This is a genomic window from Haloflavibacter putidus (assembly GCF_006546625.1).
GTDB lineage: Bacteria > Bacteroidota > Bacteroidia > Flavobacteriales > Flavobacteriaceae > Mesonia > Mesonia putida.
On sequence record NZ_VIAR01000007.1, the window covers coordinates 42,978 to 62,719 of the forward strand.

19 protein-coding genes and 1 tRNA gene are annotated in these 19,742 nt (G+C 35.1%); 6 read left to right on the forward strand and 14 right to left on the reverse strand.

Features of this window, described 5'->3' with window-relative positions:
• The 3 genes from FKR84_RS08250 to FKR84_RS08260 all read left to right on the forward strand — a co-directional run bounded on the left by FKR84_RS08250 (nucleotide 1) and on the right by FKR84_RS08260 (nucleotide 4,091).
• Entirely contained in the window at nucleotides 1-954 is a 954-nt protein-coding gene (locus FKR84_RS08250) for an AAA family ATPase (protein WP_141421826.1), read from the forward strand.
• A gap of 231 nt (nucleotides 955-1,185) precedes the next feature.
• A complete protein-coding gene (locus FKR84_RS08255; protein WP_141421827.1) occupies nucleotides 1,186-3,453 on the forward strand; it encodes an aconitate hydratase in 2,268 nt (755 codons plus the stop codon).
• A gap of 80 nt (nucleotides 3,454-3,533) precedes the next feature.
• Nucleotides 3,534-4,091, forward strand: a complete 558-nt coding sequence (locus FKR84_RS08260) for a TlpA family protein disulfide reductase (RefSeq protein WP_141421828.1) — start codon at nucleotides 3,534-3,536, stop codon at nucleotides 4,089-4,091.
• 3 nt (nucleotides 4,092-4,094) lie between these two features.
• Here the strand turns inward: FKR84_RS08260 and FKR84_RS08265 are convergent, their stop codons facing one another.
• The 5 genes from FKR84_RS08265 to FKR84_RS08285 are packed head-to-tail and all read right to left on the reverse strand — an operon-like array spanning nucleotide 4,095 to nucleotide 8,907.
• On the reverse strand, nucleotides 4,095-5,237 hold the full coding sequence (locus tag FKR84_RS08265; RefSeq protein ID WP_141421829.1) for a lycopene cyclase family protein: 1,143 nt from the start codon (nucleotides 5,235-5,237) through the stop codon (nucleotides 4,095-4,097).
• Between the two features lie 18 nt (nucleotides 5,238-5,255).
• Nucleotides 5,256-5,708 carry a sterol desaturase family protein gene (locus tag FKR84_RS08270; protein WP_141421830.1) on the reverse strand — a complete coding sequence of 151 codons (453 nt, stop codon included), beginning with the start codon at nucleotides 5,706-5,708 and terminating at the stop codon, nucleotides 5,256-5,258.
• Between the two features lie 2 nt (nucleotides 5,709-5,710).
• The gene (locus FKR84_RS08275; RefSeq protein ID WP_141421831.1) at nucleotides 5,711-6,550 is read right to left on the reverse strand and encodes a phytoene/squalene synthase family protein; all 840 of its coding nucleotides are present in this window, start codon (nucleotides 6,548-6,550) and stop codon (nucleotides 5,711-5,713) included.
• Nucleotides 6,551-6,554: 4 nt separating this feature from the next.
• Entirely contained in the window at nucleotides 6,555-8,015 is a 1,461-nt protein-coding gene (locus tag FKR84_RS08280) for a phytoene desaturase family protein (protein WP_141421832.1), read from the reverse strand.
• The gene (locus tag FKR84_RS08285) at nucleotides 8,008-8,907 is read right to left on the reverse strand and encodes a MerR family transcriptional regulator (RefSeq protein ID WP_141421833.1); all 900 of its coding nucleotides are present in this window, start codon (nucleotides 8,905-8,907) and stop codon (nucleotides 8,008-8,010) included. The genes FKR84_RS08280 and FKR84_RS08285 overlap by 8 nt, the downstream gene beginning before the upstream one ends.
• A gap of 316 nt (nucleotides 8,908-9,223) precedes the next feature.
• On the opposite strand from FKR84_RS08285, the gene FKR84_RS08290 reads away from it, so the two are divergent.
• Nucleotides 9,224-9,643 carry a hypothetical protein gene (locus tag FKR84_RS08290; protein WP_233357718.1) on the forward strand — a complete coding sequence of 140 codons (420 nt, stop codon included), beginning with the start codon at nucleotides 9,224-9,226 and terminating at the stop codon, nucleotides 9,641-9,643.
• Nucleotides 9,644-9,768: 125 nt separating this feature from the next.
• The gene (locus tag FKR84_RS08295; protein WP_141421834.1) at nucleotides 9,769-11,136 is read left to right on the forward strand and encodes a short-chain fatty acid transporter; all 1,368 of its coding nucleotides are present in this window, start codon (nucleotides 9,769-9,771) and stop codon (nucleotides 11,134-11,136) included.
• 2 nt (nucleotides 11,137-11,138) lie between these two features.
• Here the strand turns inward: FKR84_RS08295 and FKR84_RS08300 are convergent, their stop codons facing one another.
• The 8 genes from FKR84_RS08300 to FKR84_RS08335 all read right to left on the reverse strand — a co-directional run bounded on the left by FKR84_RS08300 (nucleotide 11,139) and on the right by FKR84_RS08335 (nucleotide 18,731).
• Nucleotides 11,139-12,149, reverse strand: a complete 1,011-nt coding sequence (locus FKR84_RS08300) for an LLM class flavin-dependent oxidoreductase (RefSeq protein WP_141421835.1) — start codon at nucleotides 12,147-12,149, stop codon at nucleotides 11,139-11,141.
• A 572-nt stretch (nucleotides 12,150-12,721) separates the two neighbouring features.
• Complete coding sequence (locus tag FKR84_RS08305; protein ID WP_141421836.1) at nucleotides 12,722-13,018, reverse strand: Bor family protein; 297 nt, start codon at nucleotides 13,016-13,018, stop codon at nucleotides 12,722-12,724.
• A gap of 262 nt (nucleotides 13,019-13,280) precedes the next feature.
• On the reverse strand, nucleotides 13,281-14,495 hold the full coding sequence (locus tag FKR84_RS08310; RefSeq protein ID WP_141421837.1) for a M24 family metallopeptidase: 1,215 nt from the start codon (nucleotides 14,493-14,495) through the stop codon (nucleotides 13,281-13,283).
• A 196-nt stretch (nucleotides 14,496-14,691) separates the two neighbouring features.
• On the reverse strand, nucleotides 14,692-15,567 hold the full coding sequence (locus FKR84_RS08315) for a DUF808 domain-containing protein (RefSeq protein WP_141421838.1): 876 nt from the start codon (nucleotides 15,565-15,567) through the stop codon (nucleotides 14,692-14,694).
• Between the two features lie 149 nt (nucleotides 15,568-15,716).
• On the reverse strand, nucleotides 15,717-16,469 hold the full coding sequence (locus FKR84_RS08320; protein WP_141421839.1) for a sterol desaturase family protein: 753 nt from the start codon (nucleotides 16,467-16,469) through the stop codon (nucleotides 15,717-15,719).
• Between the two features lie 133 nt (nucleotides 16,470-16,602).
• Nucleotides 16,603-17,274 (reverse strand): FAD-binding oxidoreductase, encoded by a 672-nt coding sequence (locus FKR84_RS08325; RefSeq protein WP_141421840.1) that lies wholly within the window; start codon nucleotides 17,272-17,274, stop codon nucleotides 16,603-16,605.
• A gap of 222 nt (nucleotides 17,275-17,496) precedes the next feature.
• The gene (locus tag FKR84_RS08330) at nucleotides 17,497-17,895 is read right to left on the reverse strand and encodes a GlcG/HbpS family heme-binding protein (protein ID WP_141421841.1); all 399 of its coding nucleotides are present in this window, start codon (nucleotides 17,893-17,895) and stop codon (nucleotides 17,497-17,499) included.
• Between the two features lie 224 nt (nucleotides 17,896-18,119).
• Nucleotides 18,120-18,731 carry a hypothetical protein gene (locus FKR84_RS08335; protein WP_141421842.1) on the reverse strand — a complete coding sequence of 204 codons (612 nt, stop codon included), beginning with the start codon at nucleotides 18,729-18,731 and terminating at the stop codon, nucleotides 18,120-18,122.
• Between the two features lie 245 nt (nucleotides 18,732-18,976).
• Here FKR84_RS08335 and FKR84_RS08340 point away from each other — a divergent pair, with 245 nt between their 5' ends.
• Nucleotides 18,977-19,345, forward strand: a complete 369-nt coding sequence (locus FKR84_RS08340) for a DUF6804 family protein (RefSeq protein WP_141421843.1) — start codon at nucleotides 18,977-18,979, stop codon at nucleotides 19,343-19,345.
• Nucleotides 19,346-19,413: 68 nt separating this feature from the next.
• Here FKR84_RS08340 and FKR84_RS08345 read toward each other — a convergent pair.
• A tRNA-Leu gene (locus tag FKR84_RS08345) sits at nucleotides 19,414-19,497 on the reverse strand.
• Between the last annotated feature and the right edge of the window lie 245 nt (nucleotides 19,498-19,742).

Sequence of the window (19,742 nt, forward strand, 5' to 3'; positions counted from 1 at the left end):
ATGTCCGAGGTAGAGGCAATTAAAGATTTTGTACAAAAATATGAAGGCTTAAAACAAGAAATAGCCAAGGTAATTGTTGGGCAAGAAACGGTGGTAGACGAGATTCTATTATCTGTATTTTCTGGTGGGCACGCACTCTTAATTGGTGTTCCGGGTCTAGCGAAAACCTTGATGGTAAACACAATTTCGCAAGCTTTAGGCTTAGATTTTAAGCGTATTCAATTTACCCCGGATTTGATGCCGAGCGATATTTTAGGTTCTGAAATTTTAGACGAAAGCAGGCATTTTAAATTTTTAAAAGGCCCGATTTTTTCCAACATTATCCTAGCCGACGAGATAAATCGTACGCCACCAAAAACCCAGGCAGCTTTACTAGAAGCTATGCAGGAAAAAGCAGTAACCGTTGCCGGAAAAAATTATAAATTGGCAGAACCTTATTTTGTACTTGCCACCCAAAACCCTATAGAGCAAGAAGGAACCTACCCGCTGCCCGAAGCGCAGTTAGACCGTTTTATGTTTTCCATTCATTTGCAGTACCCGAGTTTTGAAGAGGAAGTAAATGTGGTAAAAAATACCACCTCTACTGCAAAACCAACGATTAATTCTTTATTTACAGCCCAAGAAATTATAGATTTTCAGCAGCTTATCCGTAAAATTCCGGTCGCAGATAATGTGGTAGAATACGCAGTAAAATTGGTTTCTAAAACAAGACCAAATGGGCAGTTTGCAGCAGATTTGGTAAAAGAATATATAGATTGGGGCGCCGGCCCAAGAGCTTCGCAAAATTTAATTTTAGCAGCAAAAACCCACGCGGCCAGCAGAGGCAAATTTTCTCCTGACATAGAAGATGTTCAAGCTGTAGCTTTTGGTATTTTGCGCCATAGGGTAATAAAAAATTATAAAGCAGAAGCAGAGGGCTATACCGAAAAATATATTATCCAAAAATTACTATAATAAACACGGTTTTACCAAAAACCTAGGTCCTTTTTTATTAAAATCCCATTATTTCCTACTCAAATTATTAAATTAATAATTTTTAAGAAGCAATCGCTTATTTATATTTATTATAATTAACGAATTGTCTATTTCTATGCTTTTTTCTAAATGAAAAGCTAAAAAGACTACACATTTTTAAAATTCATTTAAATTGTTTAATTTCGCGACAGTTCAAAAAATAAAAAAATTATGGCATACGATATTGATATGATTAAGAAAGTGTATAGCCAGATTGCCGAGCGCGTGGATAATGCACGTGAAATTGTAGGCAAACCGCTAACACTTTCAGAAAAAATACTTTACTCCCATCTTTGGGATGGCAAGCCTTCTCAAGCTTATGAAAGAGGAAAAGATTATGTAAACTTTGCACCAGACAGAATTGCTTGTCAAGATGCAACGGCACAAATGGCCTTACTGCAATTTATGCAAGCCGGTAAAGATAAGGTAGAAGTGCCAACCACCGTACATTGCGATCACCTTATACAAGCGAAGCAAGGTGCAGAAAAAGATTTAAAACGCGCAAACGAAACCAGTAACGAGGTTTTTGAATTCTTAGGTTCTGTTTCTAACAAATACGGAATAGGTTTTTGGAAACCCGGCGCAGGAATTATTCACCAGGTTGTATTAGAAAATTATGCCTTTCCCGGCGGAATGATGATAGGAACCGATTCGCACACTGTAAACGCTGGCGGATTGGGAATGGTGGCTGTTGGAGTTGGTGGCGCAGATGCCGTAGATGTAATGGCCGGAATGCCTTGGGAACTTAAATTTCCTAGACAAATTGGTGTAAAATTAACGGGAAGCTTAAACGGTTGGACGGCTTCTAAAGATGTAATTCTAAAAGTGGCCGGCATTTTAACCGTAAAAGGAGGAACCGGCGCAATTGTAGAATATTTTGGTCCCGGAGCTAAGGCCTTGTCCTGTACAGGAAAAGGAACCATTTGTAATATGGGTGCAGAAATTGGCGCAACTACTTCTACCTTTGGATACGACGATTCTATGGAGCGTTTCTTACGTGCCACAGATCGTAATGATGTTGCAGATGCTGCCAACGAAGTACGTGAATACCTAACCGGAGATGACGAAGTTTACGAAAACCCCGAAAAATATTTTGATGAGGTTATCGAAATTGATCTATCAGAATTAAAACCACATTTAAACGGACCGTTTACCCCAGATTTAGCTACTCCAATATCAGAAATGAGTGTAAAAGCTAAAGAAAGCGATTGGCCAATAAATGTAGATTGGGGCTTGATTGGTTCTTGTACCAACTCTTCTTACGAAGATTTGACGCGAGCAGCTTCTATTGCGAAACAAGCTTTAGATAAAAAATTAAAACCAAAATCAGATTTTGGTATCAATCCCGGGTCAGAGCAAATTAGGTTTACAGCAGACAGAGACGGACTTCTAAAAATCTTTGAAGATTTAGATGCTACCGTGTTCACCAATGCTTGCGGACCTTGTATTGGCCAGTGGGATAGAAGCGACCGTAAAGGCGACGAAAAAAACACCATTGTTCACTCGTTTAACCGTAACTTTTCTAAACGTGCAGATGGTAACCCAAATACGCATGCTTTTGTAGGTTCGCCAGAGATGGTGGCTGCAATTGCAATTTCGGGAAGATTAGATTTTGATCCTACGCGCGATAAGCTTATCAACGAAGACGGCGAAGAAGTAATGTTAGACGAGCCACGCGGTATAGAGTTGCCACCAGAAGGTTTTGAGGTAAAAGAAAACGGTTATGTGCCACCAAAAGAAGATGGCAGTAGCGTAAAAGTAGATGTAGCAGAAGATTCTGAGCGTTTACAATTATTAACCCCGTTTGAGCCTTGGGATGGTAAAAATATTACCGATGCTAAGTTGTTAATAAAAGCACACGGCAAATGTACCACAGACCATATTTCTATGGCCGGACCTTGGTTACGTTACCGTGGTCACTTAGACAATATTTCTAACAACTGTCTAATTGGTGCGGTAAATGCTTTCAATATGAAAACCAATTTTGTTAAAAACCAATTAACCGGAGAATATGGTGGTGTGCCAGATGTACAACGGGATTATAAAGAGAAAAATATTCCAACAGTAGTAGTGGGAGACCACAACTATGGCGAAGGTTCTTCTAGAGAACACGCAGCAATGGAGCCAAGACACTTGGGCGTAAAAGTGGTATTGGTAAAATCTTTTGCACGTATTCATGAAACCAACCTTAAAAAGCAAGGTATGTTAGGTCTTACTTTTGAAAACGAAAGTGACTACGACAAAATACAAGAAAATGATACGTTTAATTTTATCGATCTGGAAGACTTTGCGGAAGGAAAACCAATTACGGTAGAGGTTGTGCACGAAGATGGTACAAAAGATATCATTAAAACAAACCATACCTACAACAAGAATCAGATAGAATGGTATAAAGAAGGTTCTGCCTTAAATATGATTAAAAAGATGAATGCCGCATAATTGCTAAGTATTTGTTTTAAGAACTAGGTCGCCTGTAATTTTTAAAGTTATATGGCGGCCTTTTTTTAATTTGTCTTATTATGAAATTTTTAAAAAAACACTGGAAAAACATTTTGTTTGTCCTGTTTATGCTCATTTTATTATTGCCGGTAACTAGAAAACCCATTCAAGTTGCTATTCATAAACTTATTGCTTTTTCGCCTTCCGTCGTAGCGGAAGAAAATCAGGAACAACTAAGTACTTACAATTGGCAATTACAAGATACGCAAGGAGAATTGCACACGTTTAAAAAATCTAAAAATAGGGTAGTGCTCATTAATTTTTGGGCTACTTGGTGTCCGCCGTGTATTGCAGAGATGCCAGATTTACAAGCATTGTATGATGATTATGGCAAGAAAGTAGACTTTTATTTTATAACCAACGATGAGCCAGAAAGGATAGATGCATTTTTTGCCAAACACGCTTACAACTTACCGGTATATTATAGCGCGTCTTCTTTGCCTAAACCTTTAAACGGTTATTCTTTGCCCACGACTTATGTTATAGATAAAAAAGGAAAAATTGTAATAGAAAAGACCGGGACTGCCAATTGGAACGGAGAAAAAATGCGAAATTTATTAGATAATATTTTAAAGTAAATCCTAAAGCGTTCTAAAGAATGCCTGAATAAACTCAAAAGAAAATAAACTTTTCATAATTTTAAAATCTTCGGTTAGGCTGGTTTCTTCGTCTAAGTATTTAAAAATATCCTGAATTTCGTTTTTCTCGTAGAAGTTTTCATAAATCCATTTTCCTTTATGGTTATGATTGGCCAAAACACTCAGATAAATTTTGTCGTAAAAAGGATATTTCTTTTGTTGTAATTGTGTAGAAGGATTACGGTTGTTCTTCAGATTGTAAATTATTTGTTCTACCTTTTTTTCGGTAAACTTAAAACTATAACCGGTTGCTGGTTTTACCCAGCCTCCCGCTGTGCCAATTTTGGTTATTTTTTGCGAGTGGTATTTATAAAAAGGAAAACTCGTCATTGGTATATTTCCTTTCTCGGTTTCGGTAATTGTGTATTGCTGTAAATTTAATCGTGTTTTTATATATTCTTCCAGTAGCGCATCGTAGGTTTTATCGTCTACCATAAAAGGCGTGAAGAAGGTGTATTCTACAAGCGCGCGTTTTTCCGTTAAGGGTAAAATATAGCCAAAACTGGTACTCTCTTTATGCCGCAGGCTAAAATCCATCATTACAAATTGTTCTGGGTCAAATTGCAAATCTTTGGTTTCTATTAACCAACCTTTAAAATGTTGTTGAATACTGATTCCGGATTTTTCTTTTACTGAGAATGCTTTGGGCAGCCTGCTGTCAAATACGTGTTTAGCTTTGTAGTTTTGTTGGGTGGTAAGTACTTCTACTTCTTCGTTTTCTTGTACATCTGTTACTTCTTCTTCAATAAAACTTACGTTCGGATAGGCGTTTAATTTTGCTTTACAATAACTGTAAAAATCGCTCGAGCGAATCATTTTATAATTATAAGGCGCAAGGTCTAATTCAATTTTTTTTTCCTCCGAAAGGAAAAGTCCGTGTTCCCAGGTTTTATGTACAATTTCTTGCCATTTTCCGTCTCCTTTTTCCCAAAAGCACCAAGTTTTATCGTTTACGGTCTTCGCCGATTTGTCTATAAGCGCAATTTTTTTAAAGGCAAAATAAGAATCACTCGCCAACCGCAAACCTAGTTGTAACCCGGCCAAGCCGTTGCCTACAATTATATAATCGAAGCTTTGCGATGCCATAAAAAAAGGAATTAGAAGCTATTTGCGTTTAAAATATTTGAAGGGGACAATGAGCATGCCAAAATTTTCGCTGTCTTCTTTGCCTAAGTGTTTATGGTGCATTTTGTGTGCGCGTCTTATGCCACGTGCGTACCAATTGTTGGCGTTTCTAAAAAGTTTAAAACGTTGGTGAATAAAAATGTCATGTACGGTAAAATAAGCAATTCCGTAAGCCAAAATACCAAGTCCGATTGGCAAGGTAAACCAGATATTTTCGTATTTCCAGAGCAGAAAACAGCCAATGCTTACCAAGGCGTAGAACACAAAAAATAAATCGTTGCGCTCCCACCAACTGCTATGGTCTTTATAATGGTGGTCTTTGTGCAAACTCCATAAAAAACCGTGCATTATGTATTTATGGGTAAACCACGCCATAAATTCCATAAAGAAAAAGGTACCTAAGAAAATTAATATCCAATGTAAAATTTGCATCTTTAAATCAATTTAAATCTGTATGATAAATAGCATTTGCACAATAGTCCTGCTTTTTGATAATCTGGCACTCTTATGCGTTTATTTCTAATTTGTCTTGAAGGTGTTTTCTTTAATTTATACAACAATTTAGAATAATAAATATAAGCAGTATATACACCTAATTTAGCTTCTACCGGTAATTTTAAAATACCTTTTAAAGCCTGCTTAAAATCTCCTTCAATTTCATTAATAATTCGTTCTTTACCTTGCTCGTCTAACTGTTCTATATTTATGTTTGGAAAGTAAGAACGACTCAAATCTTCATAATCTGCTTTTAAATCCCGTAAAAAATTCACTTTTTGAAAAGCAGAACCTAAGCGCATTGCGTCGTTTTTTAAGGCGTCGTATTTTTTTTGATTTCCTTTTACAAAAACCTTAAGACACATTAAACCCACTACATCTGCGCTACCGTAAATATACGCTTTATATTCTTCTTCAGAAAAATAAACAGATTTATGTAAATCTAGACGCATACTATCTAAAAAAGCCCGGTACAAATCTTCTTCTATATTATAGGTATGTACCGTTTCTTGAAAAGAATTTAATATGGGATTAAGGCTTATTTTGTCTTCTATAGCCGCATATAAATCTTCTTCAAATTTATTGAATAAAGCTGTTTTGTTATATTGATGAAAGCTATCTACAATCTCATCTGCAAAGCGCACAAAACCGTAAATATTATAAATATCTTGGCGTATAGAAGGCGCTAAAAGTTTTGTGGCTACAGAGAAGGATGTACTGTAGGTCTGGGTAACGCTTTTACTACAAAGATGCGAAACTTGGTCAAAAATAGATTTCATAGTTCTAGTGGTGGTTTTCAATTAAATCTGCTACTAATTTTCCCGAAATTAATGCCGGGGGCACGCCGGGACCGGGTACTGTAAGCTGTCCGGTAAAAAATAAGCCTTTTACTTTTTTGCTTTTTAATTTTGGTCGCAAAAATGCGGTTTGCAACAATGTGTTGGCCAAACCATAAGCATTGCCTTTGTACGAATTATAGTCTTCTATAAAATCTTTCACACAAAAACTCTTTTTAAATATAATATTTTCTTGCACTTTGTTTCCGGTTAGCTTTTCAAAACGCTGTATTATTTTATTAAAATAACTTTCTCTTAACGTTTGTTCATCTTTTATACCTGGTGCTATAGGAATTAAAAAGATGCCCGCTTCATTACCTTGGGGAGCACAATCATTATCTGTTTTTGAAGGAAAACTTGCGTAAAACAAAGGTTCTTCCGGCCAATTAGGCTTATCGTAAATGGCCGTTGCGTGTTTTTCAAAATCTACATCAAAAAATAAGGTATGATGGTCTACATTTTTTAGTTTTTTATCAAAACCTACATAAAATAGTAAACACGAAGGAGCAAATGTACGACGCTCCCAATATTTTTCTGAATATTGCCGTTGCGTAGATTCTAATAAGCTTTCTGTATGGTGATAATCTGCACCACTCAATACGATATCTGCAGCATAATCTTTACCATTTATGCATACAGATTTTACGGCTTTGTTTTCTACTTCAATTTTTTCTACCGAAGCATTGGTGGTTATTTCTACGCCTAAAGATTCTGCTAATTTCTTCATCGCTAAAATTACCTGAAACATGCCGCCTTTAGGGTGCCAAGTACCTAAACCAAAATCGGCAAAATTCATAAAGCTGTAAAATGCGGGCGTATCCGATGGTTTGGCTCCTAAAAATAACACTGGAAATTCTAAAACTTGCACCAATTTAGGATTTTTAAAGCTTTTACGAACTTCTTTGGCGATGGTGCTAAAAAATTGATCTAACTTCTTAACCGTTTCCGGGGTAATTAATTCTAATGGCGAAACGCCAGGTCTGTACACCAAATCTTTAATGGCAATTTCATAATTGTTTTCTGCTTTGGCTATAAATTTTCTTAATTGAACAGAACTGCCGGACTCAATTTCTTCAAAAGCTTCACAAATTTTTTCTAAAGTATCGCCAATAGTTATACTGTCGTTTTTACCGAAAAAAACCTTGTAGGCCGGACTCAATTTCTGCAAAGCATAATAATCTTGTGATTGCTTATCAAAATCTGCGAAAAAACGTTCAAATACATCCGGCATCCAATACCAAGTTGGACCAATGTCAAACGTAAACCCTTGTTCTTTATATTGTCTGGCGCGACCGCCAACACTTTCGTTTTTCTCAAACATTTGCACATGATAACCTTTCTTAGCCAAATAGCAAGCTGCGGCTAAAGAAGAAAATCCGGCTCCTATAATAATTATACTTTTAGTCATGTAGGTTTTTTATAAAATCGTTGGTGGTTTTAAAATGTTTGATGTTTTCCGGCAAGTCTTCCGAACGTATACTTTCGCATTTCCTACCTAAAAGCCAATATTGACAAGATATTTTGCTGCTAACTTCTGTTTGAAAATCTTCTAAAAAATCATGTAAGTTATCCGGTTTTACTGTTAAGTAACTTACAAAGTGAATATTTTCTTTTGTTTCTGCCAAATATTTTAAATCGGTAAACGGTAAGCTATGCCCCAAGAATATTACTTTATAACCCAATGCCAACAGCTCATAATTTAGATACAATATTCCTAAATCGTGAATTTCTCCTTCGGGAAGAAACAATACAAACAATTTATCTTTTCGGGTTGCTTCTATACGGTCTAAGCGCTCTATATTCCAATAAATTTTTTGTCTTATTAAATTGGTAATAAAATGTTCTTGCGCCGGATGTATGGTATTGGTTTGCCATAAGGTACCAATTTCTTCCAATAAAGGCAGAAAATGCTCTTTAAAAATCTCCCTAAAATTTCTGGTCTTGAAAACGCTATTATAGGTTTGATTAAACAGATGTACGTCAAAATTTATCATAGCCAGCTTAAATGCTTTCATCGCTCTGCTTTCGTCACTGTTTATAGAAGAAACACTTTTTATCAAACTCTTAACCTCGTCCGGGTTCATTTTGGCTATACGTGAAATTTTATAACCATTTTCGTTTAAAAGTGCAATGTTTAAAATGCGTTGTAAAGCTTTTAGGTCATAATACCTAATGTTGGTATCTGTACGTTTGGGCTGCAAAATTCCGTAGCGTTTTTCCCAAATACGTATAGTATGGGCTTTAATTCCGCTAAGCTGCTCCAAATCTTTAATAGAAAATTGTTGTTTAATATGCCCCATCACGTTTAATCTTTGGTCAAAGGTACATATTAATTTTAGTTTTTGTTTAAAGGTTAAGTTAAAAACTTAAACAAATTTATTTTAGAAACATTTTTTTAAATATCTATATAGCAGAATAAAGCTTCAAACTCATTGAAAATAGGGCTATATCTTTTTTTACCGAAATAAAAGTGGCGTTAAAATAAGATACTGTTTTTAGCTTTATGGAATAATAAAATCAATAAAACAAGCAAAAAATGGAACTTGCGGTTTTAAACGCTGATACTATTTTTTCTATATTTACTACATTAGCAACAACTTATTTTAATCCTCTAGAATGAAACAAAACTTAAAACTTATAGCTGTTAGTCTAATTGCGGGTTTGGTTTTAATGCTTGTTTTGCGTTTGGTATTATGGTTTACAGGTAATCCGGCTTATATTCTGTTGTTCAATTTTGATTATATCCCGGTTATCAATACCTTAAAACCGGTTTGGTTATTTGGGTATATATTTCATTTTGTAACATGTTTGGTAAGCATTTTTGCGTTATATTATCTTCTTAGAATTAGAAGTTTAGAAAAACGAATATTAATCTATGTTTTGGTTTATTCTATTGGAGGTGGCGCTTTATTTTTCTTGACCGCTCTATCTCCAAAACCGCCGGCAGCAGATAACTTAAGCGCTTGGATTTATTGGACTTTTGCACACGCTATATTTGGTTATGTAGTTGGTTTACTTATTAAAAAATGGCTTTAAGTAAGAGATTTCGTTTTATAAAAGTATAGTTAAAATTAAAAACGCTTTAACTTTACTGCTTTTTTAAATACATTATTTTTATTCCGTAAAGTTTTTACGCATTTTCTAAAAACCTAACCCATCAAATGAAAATAAGTAAATTTATAGAAAGCAGTTTTAAACGTTTTATTCCCTCTCCCTTTAGCTTAGCGGTTATTCTTAGTCTTTTTATTTTGCTTATCGCCACTTTTTTTACCGGAAGCAGTAATTTGCACCAAGGTTGGGAAGTTATTAAAATCTGGCAAAACGGCATGTGGAATCCCGCTATGCTTGTTTTTATGGTGCAAATGATGCTTATTCTGGTTTTAGGTCATATTTTGGTTCTAAGCAAACCGATTTCCAAATTAACAACTTTACTTACCAATCGTATAAATAACAACACACAAGCAGTTGTGGTGGTTGCAATTTCTACTATGTTGGTCGCATTTTTTAATTGGGGCTTGGGCTTGATTTTTGGCGCAATAATGGCTAGAAAAACCGCCGAAGCCGCACAAAAACGTAATTTTAAAATCAATTATCCGCTAATTGGTGCCGCCGGATATGTTGGCTTAATGGTTTGGCACGGCGGGATGAGTGGTAGCGCTCCTTTAAAGGTAGCAGAAAACGGACATTTAGCCAGTTTGTTTCCCGGAAATGCCGCTATTTCAAATGCGTTGCCACAGAATATAGAAACTACTACAACCATTTTTTCGGTACCCAATTTATTGGTTTTTGCTTGTTTGTTAACTGTAGTACCGTTGGTTTTATATTTTACTGCAAAAAATACCAAAGCTACTATTCCCGCTTTCGCGGAAGAAAAAGTAGAATTTTCTAGTGAAACTACTTTAAAGGGAGCAGAGAGGTTAGACCACTCACCGGTTTTCAAAATTATTTTTGGAATCTTATTAGTGATGGCTTTTCTAGCTTCGTATCACGATTTTTTACTCGCCGGACGTCTTACACCCAATATGCTCAATTTTTTGATGTTGGGTTTGTGTATTTTGTTGCACCAATCTTTTGCTTCTTTTACCAAAGCTTTACAACAAGCTATTGTTGGTGCGGGCGCAATATTAATTCAGTTTCCACTTTATTTTGGTATTATGGCCGTTATGAAAGAAACCGGCTTGGTAAGCCAAATTTCTTCGTTTATGGTAAGCAACACCAATGCTACTTTTTTACCCATCGTAAGCTTTTTTAGCGCCGGTTTGGTAAACATTTTTGTGCCAAGCGGCGGCGGGCAATGGGCTGTGCAAGGACCAATTATTTTAGAAAGTGCTTTAAAATTAAATGTCCCACTAAATAAAATGGTAATGGCCTTAGCTTACGGCGATCAAATTACCAATATGTTACAGCCTTTCTGGGCTTTGCCATTATTGGCAATTACAAAATTGAAAGCGCGGGATATTTTGCCTTACACCTTACTATTATTGCTTTTAGGAAGCGCTATTTATATTATTGGCTTGCTGCTTTGGTAAAACTATGCAGTTTTGCCTTGCATAATCTTGGCAAGTATTTCTAAAGATTGTATGCGTTTTTCTTGTTCGTAAACATTGCAAGAAACCATAAGCTCGTTTATATCATAGGTAGTCACAAAATCTTCAATTTGTGTTTTAATAGTTGCTGCATCTCCCACAAAGGCAAATTTATTCATTTGGGCTACTGCAGGATGGTGTTTTATTTTTTGTAATTCATCGTTCATAGGAATTGGCGGTTGCATATAAGTCATTTTTTGGGTTAAGATGCCAACCGTCATTTGTAACATGCTGGTAGATAAAGTTTCTGCTTCTTCTTGCGTTGGTGCAGCAACTACATTAATTCCGGCAATTACATAAGGTTTTTCTAAAAATTTGGAAGCCTGAAAGTTTTCGCGATAAATCCGTAAAGCTTCTTTTAAATGCGTGGGTGCAAAATGACTGGCAAATACATAAGGCAAACCTTTTTTTGCCGCTACATAAGCACTATCTGTACTGGAACCTAAAACATAAAAAGGCAAGTTGACACCTTCTGCAATTGGAGCGCGTACTTTTGCATAATTACGATCTATAAAAGCTTGTATTTTATCTATCTCGTCCGGAAAACGATAAACAGCTTGCATCCTGTCGCTGCGTATTTCTTGGGCTGTGGTTTGGTCTGTTCCGGGAGCGCGACCCAAGCCTAGATCTATACGATTAGGATACAATTGTGCTAAAGTACCAAATTGTTCAGCTATTATTAATGGGGCGTGGTTGGGTAACATTACGCCACCAGAACCTACTCGTATATTTTTTGTTCCGCCGGCAATATAACCAATTAGAATACTGGTGGCCGAACTGGCAATTGCTTTCATATTATGATGTTCTGCCAACCAAAATCGGTTAAAACCTAATTCTTCTGCTTTTTGTGCCGTTTCTAAACTGTTTTCTAAAACCTGGGGAATGGGAATATCTTGTCCCACAACCGCCAATTCTAACATAGAATATTTAACCGCTTGTAAATTATTTGTAGCCATAGATTTCTTTTTTAGAAATTCTAATGTAATAAATAAAGCTTGTAAGTAATAACTTTACTGATTAGTATAACTTATATAACAATAGTTATTTGCTTTCTATTAATTAGAAATTTACTAGTTAATAAGATAAATTATAAAGAAAATATTGCTTAGCTTAATAAGTTAGAGCTATGAAATGAAAATTACCTAAGTTGAAGAATTTTTTTTGTTAAGTAAAGCTTACGCGGAATTAAATAGAGCTTATATAAAACTTTATTGCTGCTAATTTATTATTAAGTAGTGATTTGTGTCTTATTTCTCTTCGTAAAATACATAACAAGACCACACAATAATAATAAAGTTATTTTACCGGCTAAGTAGCCAAAGCCATATTCAGTAAGCCGATTAAAATCTGTTATTACAATTTTTAGTACATTAAGAAAGAGTAGTATCCCTATGATAAGCGAAATGTAAAATAGAATTTTTTTCATAAAAACAATCAATATAAAATGAAGAAAACCTACCTCAATACATTTAGGTTAAAGACCTGAAAGGTTTATAAACTAATATTAAGGCAGATTTTCTTAGAATTATTATTTGGTTACAGTTGTAACCGTTGGGGTATAAATACCAAAGGTAATTCCTGCAATTAAACCATTTACAAAAGAATGTCGCGTGTGTACGGTATAATTTTCTGCACCGCCAGCCATTTCTTTAGAGTCAGAAACCCCTACCGGAGCTAAACCATATACCACATAATGATTCCATTGTGTAGTTTCGTTACTTCCTTGTGCACCCTCTCCTACTACGGTAGTGTAAGAATAGCAAGATGTTAATAGCATAGATGAGGCAAATACGATTGCCAAAGTTTTCATGGACTTTTTAATCATTGTTTTAAATTTTAATGATACAATTAGTTAATAATAAACTACTTAATAGATGCTTGTTGCAATAATCTTTATTACACCTAATCACCTAAAGTAGAAGGGTTAAATTTATCAAAAAAACATATACCACATCTATATATATGCAATTTTTTTAGAATTTATTTGAAACTAAATTCTTGGTTTTCTAAACAATTGTCAATCAAAATCTTATCGTTATAAAAAGTTGACTAAATCACACGACTTTAATTACTAACAAAATTTCTGGCTAATTTCTATCTCCAAAAGGATTTTCAATGCTATGCGCCGGTTCGGTAAACCATTTTGGTCCGTTGCTTGTCATATAAACGTGGTCTTCTAGTCGGATGCCAAATTCATTTGGAACAACTATCATTGGTTCTATACTAAAAACCATTCCTTCTTGTATAGTAATATCGTTTCCTTTTAAAATAAACGGATGTTCGTGAATTTCTACACCAATTCCATGGCCGGTTCTATGCGGCAATCCTGGTAAATCATAATCGGGTCCTAAGCCGTCTTTTTCCAATTGCGTACGCACTTGATCGTCTATATAACCGCAAGACTTGCTGATTTGGGCAGCTTCAAAAGCGGCAAATTGTGCGTCTTCTTCGTTTTTCCAGATTTCTTTTTCTTTTTCCGAAACATCGCCATAAGCATAAGTTCGGGTAATATCAGAAATATAGCCTTTATATTGGCAACCGGTATCTACCAAAACAAGCTCGTTTTTTTCTAAAGTTTTAGGCGATTTAACGCCGTGCGGAAACGCGGTATCTTTGCCAAATAAAACAATGCAAAAATAGTTGCCACTAGCAATACCTAGTTTTTTATGGGCTTTATCAATAAAACGCTCAACTTCTGCCGTGCTAATACCTGGTTTCAAAATTTTTGCTGTAGCTTGGTGTACTTGCATGGTTAAATTCATAGCATATTGAAGATGGGCAATTTCGGCTTCGCTTTTTAGCATTCGTATATCTCTGATGAGCTTTTCTGCACTGCTAATTTTAAATTTTTTATGCGCTTGAAATTTAGAAACCAAAGTAAATGGGGTAGAATCGTCTATTGCTAGATGTGTAATTTCTCCTACTTTTTTTGCTATTTTATCTATGGGCGATTCGTGTTCTAACCAAGGGATCATCTTTCCTTCTATTCCAATAAAATCAGAAAAAGTGCCAATTTCAAACTCTGGTACAACATAATAAAGACTACCATCGGCAAAAAGTAAAGCACCAACCAAACGCTCTGACGGGCTCCATTGCGTATTGGTAAAATAATATAAATTGGTACCGGCATTAAGATAAAGGGCATCTAAACCTTCTGCCTTGAAGGCCGCACAAGCTTTGTCTATCCGGTTTTGAAATTCCTTATCTTGAATAGGACTTGGTTTTTTGCTTGGTTCTTGCAGTTTAGATAATTCTACTTCGGGCGTACTTCCTCCAATTCCGTAGTTTCTGTTGCTATTCATTACTGTATTTATTTTTAGGGTGAATCGTATTTGTTTTATAGTGTCTTTAGGGAAAAGTTTTCTTCCGTAAAGTTTATACAGTTACGCTTTAAAAGTAAAGAAATTTTAAAGGTTTATCCCTATAATAAAGGTAAAAGCCTTCTATTTTGTGGTATAAAAACGGGTCAGAGATTATTTGAGTAATTGCAATAACTATCTATTTGGTAAAATTATTTTTTATTTTCTGAAAAGCTAAAATAATTCCTAAACAAATAAAACCTACAACAATGCCTACCAAAAATTCTTTAATAAAAGAAGGAAGGGCGGGAACTAGGTGATGAAAAAAATCCAGGTTATGTACAAAAATTCCACCCGAAACCAAGAAAAGAGCAATTGTACCAATAACCGATAAACTTTTGATAATTTTTGGTAAAGCACTTACCAGAAATTTCCCAAATTTATGTTTAAAACTAGTGGCACTATCGCTGTTTTCAATAAGTTTATATCCCGCGTCGTCCATTCTAACAATTAAAGCGACAATGCCGTAAACCCCAACAGTGGCGATAAGCGCAATAATGCTTACTACAATTATACGTAGCGTGAGCGCTTCTTGCGCCACAGTGCCCAAGGCGATTATTACAATTTCTACAGACAGGATAAAATCGGTTAGGATAGCAGCTTTTATACGTTCTTTTTCTACCGCCAAAATTTCTTCTTTTGTTTTAGCTTCTTTTAATTCTTCTTTTTTGGAATTTTGGTGCGGTATAAAAAAATGATAGGCTTTTTCGGCGCCTTCGTATCCTAAATACAAGCCGCCTAACAATAAAATTATGGTAATTGCAATGGGGAAAAACGCACTTAATAAGAAAGCGATGGGAAGAATAATCAGTTTGTTAAGCAGCGAACCTTTGGTAATAGACCAGAGAACGGGAATCTCTCTAGAAGAAACAAAACCAGAGGCTTTTTCAGCATTTACCGCTAAATCGTCACCTAGAAGCCCGGCGGTTTTTTTGGCGGCCACTTTGCTCATAACCGAAACATCGTCCATCAAAGCAGCTATATCGTCTAAAATTGCAAATATTCCCGAAGCCATACGCGTTTATATATTAATAGAAGATCGAAAATAGTTTTTTAATGCTAATTATTTAGATGTTTTATAATTTTTTTACCGATAAGCTCGGCTTAACGGAAGAAAAAAATTTGCAACAGCATTGACTTTATGATAATCTTAAAATTTTACAATTACAAAGTAGACTTACTTTCGGTTTTCATCCATCTGTCCCAAAAAGTGAAATATAAACCGTAGTTGGTTTTAAATTCTGCGTGGTGATAATGATGATGAGTAGCGCCAATAAACCATTTCCCGAAAGGGCTATTTATAAATGCTTTTGGGTACACTTCAATATCTAAATGATTAATCACGCTGCTTAACGTCATAAAAATTAAATAGCCCAGCAATACAAAAATATGTACCGGTAATAGCAATAAAATTGCAGGAACTATTAAAGCTTCTAGTAAAGACTCCCAAGGGTGAAAAGAAAATGCCGTCCACGGACTAGGAACCAAGCTGTCGTGGTGAACTTTATGCACTTTTCTAAAAATTTTTGGATGATGCATCGCACGATGAATCCAGTAATAATAGGTTTCGTGAATTAGCGCTAAAATTATAAAACTTACTGGTAAATACCATAAACCGTATTGATTAACATCTGTATAAATTGCGGTCCAGTCTTTTTGCCAAAAGAAAAATAGCAAGGCACCAAAAAATCCAAAAATAAGCGACGACCACATACTCCAATAGATTTCTTTTTTTAACTGATCTTTTCTAAAAGCGCGCGAACTCAATCTCTTGCTTTTGTATTTTTCATTTTTTAGACGAAAATAATACCAATAAAAAATACCGGCGGCTACTAGATACCGAAAGAAAACAGCTGCAAAGAAAATAAGCACGCAGCCCAAGAATAATTCGATACTATTAATTTCTAAGATATACATAAAACGATGTTAACCGGTATAGTTTGGTTTTGTTTGGAAACAGTTTTAAAATTATTCTTAAACTTTTAATAAGGTATAACTATTCCGTAAAGACAAAATAAATTATGTAATTTTTATGCCGGTTTGGGACAGGTTATTGCTGGTCGTCTAAGGTTACCGCATCTGCATCTGCGCCCAAATCTTTTAATGCTTTTCCTATTTCTTCGGTCATTTTAGGCGGACCGCAAACGTAGAATTTTTGGTGCAAATCTGTTAAGTTATCTTTTAGGAAATCTTTGTCTATATACGCTTTTGTATATTCGGTATCTTCTTGATCTGTGATTATATATTTTACGTTTGTGCCCAAAAGTTCGTCCAATTCGTCTTTTAAGATAATATCTTTATCTGTTTTGTTAGAGTAAATTAGCTGCATCCCGTCTAATTTATCTTGTTGTTTTAAATCGCGTAACATAGCAATATAAGGCGTGATTCCTGCGCCGCCGGCAATTATACAGCCATTACCTTTATACTCGATAGCGCCCCAAGTATCACGAATTATAAATTGGTCGCCTTTTTCTAATTTTCCTATTTGCTCGGTAACGCCATCGTGATCTGGATAGATTTTAATGGTAAATTCTAAATAATCATCTTGGTTTAGCGAGGTAAAAGTAAACGGTCTTTTTTTGTCTTTCCAGCCTTCTTTGTTTATAGAAACTTCGGTAGCGTGACCGGGCGTAAATTTGAAACCTTCGGGTTTTTCTAATTGAAATCTTTTAACATCGTGGGTAACCGAATCTATTGCTTTTATTTTAACAGTATTCTCCATAAGTAATTAATTTTATTCGTAATTCTTTACGGAAAAGATACTGGTAATTTGCTAGAGATAAAACCATTTTAACGTTCTGTAAAGATTAGCTTTTTAGAAGAGGTTTTTTCTCTATTAAAAACGGACAAAAAAATGGCTGTCATAAAAAATACTGTTTTAGCGCTAAGCTAATTTTGCTTCTTTTTTATGACAGCCTTGCTATTTTTGCTTATAAACCTATAATTAAATAGCTTTTGCTCCTGCTTCCGCTACAGCGTGATCCTTATCTACCGTGCTGCCGCTAACGCCAACTGCGCCAATAATTTCGTCTTGTGCGTTTTTGATTAAAACACCTCCGGGAAACGTAATTAAACCGCCGTTAGAATGTTCTATATTATAAAGCGAACCGCCGGGTTGCGACAGCTTTCCAATTTCGCCACTATTCATATCAAAATAACGTGCGGTTTCTGCTTTTTTAATCGCGATGTCTGCAGAACCCAACCAAGCGCCGTCCATTCTAACAAAAGCTTTTAGATTTGCGCCGGCATCTACCACGGCTATATTCATTTTTACGTCTATTGCGGTGGCTTTTTCTTTTGCAGCTTTTACCACTTTTTCTGCTTGTTCTAAAGTAATATCCATTTTAATTCTTTTTTCGTTTACACGGAATGTAACGAAAGAACTAAGACAATTCCTACCATTTTGAAAAAGTTTAACGCTTTGATTTTTAAGTGTATTTTTCTGTTGTTGAAAAAAAAACTTATGTAAGCCTTTATCCTATTTTAAGCGGATAGAAATTAAAAATTACGGTATAAAATATATTTTAATCTGCCGAAGGAACCGGAAGGTTTATTAAACGCTTAAAATTATTGTTTTTTAGAACGTAAAACACCAAACATTTGGCCAATACCAATACCAAAGTAAACCCGATCTTTGTTGATTTGCACCATTGGCGAAAGGCTTACGCCATAATACCGGGTAAACGGAAATTCTATTTTTGGGTTGAACACAAAATTAAACGTGTTGTATTCTTTAAAATCATACGTATAGTTGTTACCTAAAAAATCCGGATCTTCTACAGGTTGCCAATTGGTAGGTTCTTTTAAGTGTACTACACCTATTCCGGCAGATAAATTTAATCTAATACTGCCTTTTTTGTTCAATTTATAAATTCTTCCTACGCTCAAATTAAAACTATGTAACTCATCATAGGGTTTAAAAAATTCAAAAAATAACAAATCTGTCAACCCACCGGTATAATCTGCCGGCGTATTATCTGCTTCCCGAATGTTGGGTGTATAGCCTAATTTTACCGAATATTTTTCTTTATATACATAGTTGAGGTTTAAATCTGCTCCTAGGTAATTTCCAAAATTAGCTGCGGTAGTGGCGTAAATTGTGTGGTTTTTAGAAAATTGGGCGTTTAAATTTTGCAACGCTACCACAAGGATAACCAACAATAAAATCTTTTTATACATAGAAGATAAGCTTGAAATTTTGAAATTCTAAAGTAGCATTTTTTTGTTAAAACATGTTAAAGTAATTAAATTGTTTTTGTTTTAAAGTGCAATCAATTGATTATCAAGCTTGTGTTTTCATAGGATTATCTCCTTCATTTTTTACTTCCGTAAAGAAAAACTATTTCTAAGTACGTCATCTTTTGGCGAAGCTGGCTTTTATACTTGTGGTTTACACAAAACAATTGTATTAAAAAGCTAATATCTTGAAAACACAGGAAGTAATTAGTAAACATCCGAAAACAATGTTGGGGAAGCAGTCAAAAAATAAAAGAGTAGAGCAGATCACACAAATTATTGTAAGTGTTTTGTTGCTGCTTGCTTTATTTCAAAAGTCTTTAGCGCATAGCTTTAGCCTGCATTTGCTTATTATGTTGGGCTTTCTTGTCTTGGCTTATTTTGCCCTGCTAAAACACAACAAAGCACAATTGCTTTTATTTATCTGTCTAAGCGTACTTTTTTTGCCGTTTAAACAACTAAATCTAAGTCTGCTAAACTGGAAAATTGTGTATGTTTTTACGGTGGGTTATTTGGTGGTTTTACAGGTTTTTCAAAGCAGAATTACCAAAAAGTAGAATTAAAAACAATTAAACCTCTAACAATTTCCTAAATACATGAGCAGTTTTCGGGAAGTAAAAAAAAGTGCCCAGGATGGGAGTCGAACCCATACGCTCTAAAGAACACATGGCCCTCAACCATGCCTGTCTACCAGTTCCAGCACCTGGGCGGTAAGAAATATTAAATTTCTTTCTATCGCGCTGCAAATATAAACACTTTAAAAAAATAAGCTTAGCCGCTTAGAATTTATTTTTAAGTTTTATCTCCCCGTTATTGTTCAAGGTCTTCAGTTTCTAAGTACAACAACAATCGCATTATACAGAAACGCAAATCCTCTTTTCCTTACGGAAATTTTATTGCTTTTGTACAACTGTTTAAAAGCAATAAAACCAGCTTGTTAAAAACCTTAAGACT

What these genes read in the sequence shown, in the direction of transcription:
- FKR84_RS08280 (WP_141421832.1), bottom strand. Translation starts at nt 8,015, where the DNA reads ATGACTAAAAGTATAATTATTATAGGAGCCGGATTTTCTTCTTTAGCC.
- FKR84_RS08320 (WP_141421839.1), bottom strand. Translation starts at nt 16,469, where the DNA reads ATGTATATCTTAGAAATTAATAGTATCGAATTATTCTTGGGCTGCGTG.
- FKR84_RS08285 (WP_141421833.1), bottom strand. Translation starts at nt 8,907, where the DNA reads ATGGGGCATATTAAACAACAATTTTCTATTAAAGATTTGGAGCAGCTT.
- FKR84_RS08260 (WP_141421828.1), top strand. Translation starts at nt 3,534, where the DNA reads ATGAAATTTTTAAAAAAACACTGGAAAAACATTTTGTTTGTCCTGTTT.
- FKR84_RS08315 (WP_141421838.1), bottom strand. Translation starts at nt 15,567, where the DNA reads ATGGCTTCGGGAATATTTGCAATTTTAGACGATATAGCTGCTTTGATG.
- FKR84_RS08270 (WP_141421830.1), bottom strand. Translation starts at nt 5,708, where the DNA reads ATGCAAATTTTACATTGGATATTAATTTTCTTAGGTACCTTTTTCTTT.
- FKR84_RS08290 (WP_233357718.1), top strand. Translation starts at nt 9,224, where the DNA reads ATGAAACAAAACTTAAAACTTATAGCTGTTAGTCTAATTGCGGGTTTG.
- FKR84_RS08300 (WP_141421835.1), bottom strand. Translation starts at nt 12,149, where the DNA reads ATGGCTACAAATAATTTACAAGCGGTTAAATATTCTATGTTAGAATTG.
- FKR84_RS08310 (WP_141421837.1), bottom strand. Translation starts at nt 14,495, where the DNA reads ATGAATAGCAACAGAAACTACGGAATTGGAGGAAGTACGCCCGAAGTA.
- FKR84_RS08275 (WP_141421831.1), bottom strand. Translation starts at nt 6,550, where the DNA reads ATGAAATCTATTTTTGACCAAGTTTCGCATCTTTGTAGTAAAAGCGTT.
- FKR84_RS08330 (WP_141421841.1), bottom strand. Translation starts at nt 17,895, where the DNA reads ATGGATATTACTTTAGAACAAGCAGAAAAAGTGGTAAAAGCTGCAAAA.
- FKR84_RS08265 (WP_141421829.1), bottom strand. Translation starts at nt 5,237, where the DNA reads ATGGCATCGCAAAGCTTCGATTATATAATTGTAGGCAACGGCTTGGCC.
- FKR84_RS08250 (WP_141421826.1), top strand. Translation starts at nt 1, where the DNA reads ATGTCCGAGGTAGAGGCAATTAAAGATTTTGTACAAAAATATGAAGGC.
- FKR84_RS08295 (WP_141421834.1), top strand. Translation starts at nt 9,769, where the DNA reads ATGAAAATAAGTAAATTTATAGAAAGCAGTTTTAAACGTTTTATTCCC.
- FKR84_RS08335 (WP_141421842.1), bottom strand. Translation starts at nt 18,731, where the DNA reads ATGTATAAAAAGATTTTATTGTTGGTTATCCTTGTGGTAGCGTTGCAA.
- FKR84_RS08305 (WP_141421836.1), bottom strand. Translation starts at nt 13,018, where the DNA reads ATGATTAAAAAGTCCATGAAAACTTTGGCAATCGTATTTGCCTCATCT.
- FKR84_RS08255 (WP_141421827.1), top strand. Translation starts at nt 1,186, where the DNA reads ATGGCATACGATATTGATATGATTAAGAAAGTGTATAGCCAGATTGCC.
- FKR84_RS08325 (WP_141421840.1), bottom strand. Translation starts at nt 17,274, where the DNA reads ATGGAGAATACTGTTAAAATAAAAGCAATAGATTCGGTTACCCACGAT.